Below are 5,539 nucleotides of genomic sequence, written 5' to 3'. Positions count from 1 at the left end.
GGGGTAGCACCAACAAAACGCGAATTTCGTACGCTAAGAGATTTTTCACAGGAAAAAAGCTGTTTTCCTGTATCAAAGGAATAATCAGCTTTTTTATAGTATATATTAAACTTTATATATTGTTAGTTAAATTATGTTCATGAATTATTTGTTATTTAAAATAGCTTTTTGGGCTTTTTCTTTATCATCAAAATGTATTGTTTTATCCTTTAAAATTTGATAAGTTTCATGACCTTTACCTGCAATGAGAACAATGTCATTGGATGAAGCCATTTGTATAGCTTTATTTATAGCCTCCTCACGATTAACCTCTAATTTATACTTTGAATTGTTAAATTTCAACATACCTTTTTCAATATCTTTAATAATTGTCAAAGGATCTTCAGAACGCGGATTATCAGAGGTTACAAATACAAAATCACTGTAGCTACAAGCAATTTCCCCCATTACAGGTCGTTTTTTTGAGTCTCTATCTCCTCCACAGCCAAAAACAGTGATAATTTTACCTTTTGAAAATTCACTTATTGTAGACAGTACATTTTCTAATGCATCAGGTGTATGAGCATAATCAACTAATAAGAGAAAATCTTGGCCTTCATCCACGAGTTCCATTCTACCTTCGACGCTTTTTATACTAGATAGGCTGTTACTAATATCCTCAAGTGGAATGCCTTCAATCAATGAAGTTGTTATTGCTGCCAATGCATTATAAACATTAAATCGTCCAACTAAGTTGAGAGTAATTTCTAATTCCCCATTAAAAGAAGAAACTAAAAATCGAATACCTTTTGGACTTAAAGCTATATTCTTTGCTTTAACATCAGCTTCATTATTTATTCCGTATGTAATAACTTCAGCGGAAGTTAACTTTTGAAAATAATCTACTGACTGATCATCTGCATTAAGAACAGCAAATTTTTTATCTATGGAAGAAAATTCATTCCCAAGTCTTGAGAAAAAAAGACCTTTTGTATACTTATACTCTTCAAATGTTCCGTGATAATCTAAATGATCTTGAGTTAAGTTTGTAAAAACAGCAGTTTTAAAATTGCACCCCATAACTCTATCCATATCTAAACCTTGTGATGTAACTTCCATAACACAATACTCTGTCTGATGATCTTTCATTGCTCGTAAATTTCGCTGAAGAATTGGCGGCTCTTGAGTGTTTATATCAGTGGGATACAATTCTGCACCAATTTTTATTCCGTTATTCCCCATGAGACCTGTTTGAAGTCCATAGTCAGCCAAAATTTTCTCAAGCAAATACGAAGTTGTTGTCTTACCGTTTGTTCCTGTAATTCCAATTAGTTTCATTTCATCAGATGGGTATCCATAAAAGTGCGAGGCAATAACAGCCATAGCATATCGTGCATTCTTAACAAATATTTTAGGAACATTGATGTTTACGTCTCTTTCTACAATTAATGCTACCGCTCCGTTTTTCACTGCATCTTCAGCAAAATGATGCCTATCCTCAAGAAACCCTTTAATACTTGATACACATATAAATAAATTTCCTTTTTCTATTTTTCTAGAATCCATTTGTAAACCTGTAATTTCTGTATCCATGTCCCCAACGGTCTTTTTAACCAAAAATAGACTTGCTATTTCTTTTAGCTTCAAAATAAACACCTCTTCAATAATTATTCTACCTTTTCAGTTTAACATTTTATTATATTTTATTTAAATTCTGAATTAATTGTATGATACAAATTTTCTTGCCGGATGCATAAATAACAGCACCAAAAACGACCGTTTATGGGACTTGGTTATTTTTTAACAAAAGCGTTTAAAAACTATCCATATTAAGTACCAAAACTCATATCCAAAAACAAAGTTCCTTATTTTAATTCAACTAGGTTTTTGGTACTATTTTAATAGATATATTTAGATAGGAAGTGAAACAATTTGATTTTTGGTTATGCTCGTGTCAGCACAGAAGAACAAAATCTCGATATGCAAATAGATGCTTTGCAACAATATGGTATAGATAAGCTATATCAAGAGAAAATGACAGGAATAAAAAAAGATCGTCTTCAGCTCGAAGAGCTGTTAAAGGTATTACGTAAAGGCGATAAGATAGTTGTTTACAAACTTGATCGAATTTCTCGCTCTACAAAACATCTAATTGAGTTAAGTGAAAAATTCAAAGAACTAGGTGTAGATTTTATTTCTATTCATGACAACATTGATACATCTAATGCTATGGGGAAATTCTTCTTTCGAATGATGGCAAGTATTGCAGAATTAGAAAGAGATATTATTAGCGAACGTACCAAAACAGGATTAAATGCGGCTAGAGCTCGTGGAAAAAAAGGAGGAAGACCACAAAAACATACAGATAAGGTAGAAATGGCTCTTAAAATGTATCAAAGTAAAGAATATAGCATTAAACAAATTACAGAGGCTACTGGTCTAAGTAAAACAACATTGTATCGATACATTAACAAGTAACCTCATTACTTTTATAAATGGAGGAAATGTTATGAGAGGAAAAGAACTTCTCACGCCTGTACAAAGGGAAGAACTATTACATATTTCTGTTGAAACAGAACATGAGCTAGCACTGCATTACACATTTTCTACAGAGGATCTTGAAATCATTAATCAACATCGTAGAGATCACAATCGCTTAGGATTTGCTGTTCAGCTCTGTATCTTAAGATATCCTGGATGTACTGTTACGAATATGCCAGCAATTCCTGAAGGACTCTTAAAGTTTGTTGCTAAACAAATTGGTGTCGACTACATGGTCTATGAAGCATATGCAAAACGAGAACCTACTAGGCGAGAGCACTTAGAAGAAATACGTAAAGAATATGGATATCGTAACTTTACTATTCGTGATTATCGAAGGATTTCTAAATTTCTACAACCATATGCATTAGAAAATGGAAATACAATGTATCTGATTCAAACTGCATTACAAGAACTACGAAAAGAGAAAATTATTTTACCTGCAATACCAACAATAGAACGAGCTGTATGGGAAGTACGTAAGCGCACAGAAGAAAAGATTTTTAAAGTACTAACCTCCTCTTTGACTTCTTCGCAACAAGAAAAGTTAGATAGACTACTCCATCCAATGCCTAATACTTCAAAAACTTATTTATCGTGGCTAAGAGAAATACCTGGCCAATTTTCTCCTGATGCATTTCTAAAAGTAATTGAACGCTTAGATTACATAAGAAGATTGACATTAAAGCTTGACACCAAAGGTTTACATCCAAATCGAATACGACAATTATCTCGAATAGGAGTAAGGTATGAACCCTTCTCGTTCCGACGATTTCACAGTACCAAAAAGTATGCAATCATGATTGCATATTTAATAGATTTAACACAAGACTTGGTTGATCAAGCATTTGAGATTCATGATAAACAAATCATGAATCTTCAACTAAAAGGAAGAAAACAGCAAGAAGAAATTCAAAAACAGAATGGAAAATCAGTTAATGAAAAAATTAATCATTACGCGAATTTAGGAACGGCTTTAATTAAAGCTAGACAAGAAAATTTAGATCCATTTTTATTATTAGAAACTGTTATGCCTTGGGAAACATTTTTGGCTTCTGTAGAAGAGGCCAAAAAATTATCTCGCCCTATGAATTATGATTATCTTGATTTATTAGAAAGTCGTTATAATTATTTACGTAAGTATACGCCAACATTACTCAGAGCTTTAGAATTTCGCTCTACCAAGTATGCGAACCCAGTTTTATTAGCTTTAGATACTATTCATGAGTTAAATGAATCTGGAAAACGAAAAGTCTCAGAAGGTGCTCCATTAGGCTTTGTTTCTAAACGTTGGGAAAGATATGTATATGATGAAGATGGAAGTATTAATCGGCATTTTTATGAATTGGCTGCATTTACTGAACTTCGAAATTATGTACGTTCAGGAGATATATCTATTGTAGGAAGTAGACAACATAAAGACTTTGATGAATACCTTGTTTCACAACAAGAATGGACAGAGAGTAAGGATACTGGTACCAGATTAGCAGTTCCGGTTCAAGTAGAGGAGTACATAAAAGAGCGCACTGAAACCCTTTTACATCGAATTCAATGTTTTTCAGAGAATGTAAATTCTTTAGAAGGCGTAGATTTAGAAAAGGGCAGTTTACGTATTCATCGTTTAGAACGAGATGTCCCAGAAGACGCCAAGAAATTAAGCGCTAAGCTATACAATATGTTACCACGTATCAAACTAACAGATTTGCTGTTAGAAGTATCGAATTGGACTGAATTTGAACAGCAACTGATTCACGCATCAACAAATAAACCGCCTAAAGGCGATGAAATTATTATATCCCTCGCTGCAATGATGGCGATGGGAACTAACATTGGTCTAACTAAAATGGCTGATGCTACTCCAGGTATCTCCTATCATCAGTTAGCTCATGCTAGCCAGTGGCGAATGTATGATGATGCTTTTCAAAGGGCTCAATCCATACTCGTAAACTTTCAGCATAAAATTCCTTTATCCTCTTATTGGGGAGATGGAACTACTTCATCATCAGATGGAATGAGAGTTCAAATTGGGGTATCTTCTCTCAGTGCTAGTTTCAACCCACACTATGGGACAGGAAAAGGAGCAACCATTTATCGATTCGTAAGTGATCAATTTTCTTCTTTTTATACAAAAGTGATTAACACAAATGCTAGGGATGCTGTGCATGTTATCGATGGATTATTACACCATGAATCCGATTTAGTTATCGAAGAGCACTACACAGATACAGCTGGTTATACAGACCAAGTCTTTGGCTTGGCTCATTTATTAGGGTTTCGATTTGCACCTCGCTTACGCGATTTAGCCACTTCTAAATTGTATACAATAGGTTCCCCTAAAGAATTCTCAAATATTGAAGCTTTAATACGGGGACAAATTAATATGAAGTTAATTTATGATAATTATGATGATGTTTTACGGTTAACTCATTCTATCCGAGAAGGTAAAGTATCGGGTGCATTAATTATGGGGAAATTAGGGTCTTATACTCGTCAAAATAAAGTAGCAAAAGCTTTAAGAGAAATAGGAAGAATTGAGAAAACAATTTTTATTTTAGATTACCTTTCAGATAAAACAATGCGTAGGCGTATCCAACGAGGATTGAATAAAGGAGAGGCTATGAATGCACTAGCTCGAGCGATTTTCTTTGGGAAACATGGTGAATTACGAGAACGAGCGCTACAAGATCAGCTTCAAAGAAGTAGCGCACTAAACCTTTTAATTAATGCGATTAATGTATGGAATACAGTTTATTTAAGTGAAGCAATAAAAGTTTTGAAGAAAAAAGAAAAATTTGATGAAGAGCTATTAAAACATATTTCTCCATTAGGATGGGAACATATTAATTTCCTAGGAGAATACCGATTTAATAAGAAAGAAATTGCACCTTTAGAATCTCTTCGACCACTACAAACAAATTAATAGTAAAAAGCCGATTATCCCTTAGCGTACAGAAAATCGGCTTTTTCTATGTGAAAAATTGCTTAGCGTACGAAATTCGCGTTTTGTTGGTGCTACCCC

Annotated in this window: 3 protein-coding genes; 2 read left to right on the top strand and 1 reads right to left on the bottom strand. The window is 33.7% G+C overall.

What is annotated here, in order from left to right:
- Positions 1 to 144 precede the first annotated feature (144 nt).
- The gene (locus tag PDQ33_RS28025) at positions 145 to 1,626 is read right to left on the bottom strand and encodes a UDP-N-acetylmuramoyl-L-alanyl-D-glutamate--2,6-diaminopimelate ligase (RefSeq protein WP_270394309.1); all 1,482 of its coding nucleotides are present in this window, start codon (positions 1,624 to 1,626) and stop codon (positions 145 to 147) included.
- Between the two features lie 285 nt (positions 1,627 to 1,911).
- On the opposite strand from PDQ33_RS28025, the gene PDQ33_RS28020 reads away from it, so the two are divergent.
- Together PDQ33_RS28020 and PDQ33_RS28015 are read left to right on the top strand one after the other, a co-directional pair.
- Positions 1,912 to 2,457 (top strand): recombinase family protein, encoded by a 546-nt coding sequence (locus PDQ33_RS28020; protein ID WP_021727981.1) that lies wholly within the window; start codon positions 1,912 to 1,914, stop codon positions 2,455 to 2,457.
- 31 nt (positions 2,458 to 2,488) lie between these two features.
- On the top strand, positions 2,489 to 5,440 hold the full coding sequence (locus PDQ33_RS28015) for a Tn3 family transposase (RefSeq protein ID WP_270757047.1): 2,952 nt from the start codon (positions 2,489 to 2,491) through the stop codon (positions 5,438 to 5,440).
- The last annotated feature ends 99 nt before the right edge of the window (positions 5,441 to 5,539 follow it).

The organism is Bacillus cereus group sp. Bc031 (genome assembly GCF_027716265.1).
GTDB classification, from domain to species: Bacteria; Bacillota; Bacilli; order Bacillales; family Bacillaceae_G; genus Bacillus_A; species Bacillus_A paranthracis.
The sequence above is the reverse complement of the archived record's forward strand: the minus strand, read 5'-3'. Positions and strand labels throughout refer to the sequence as shown.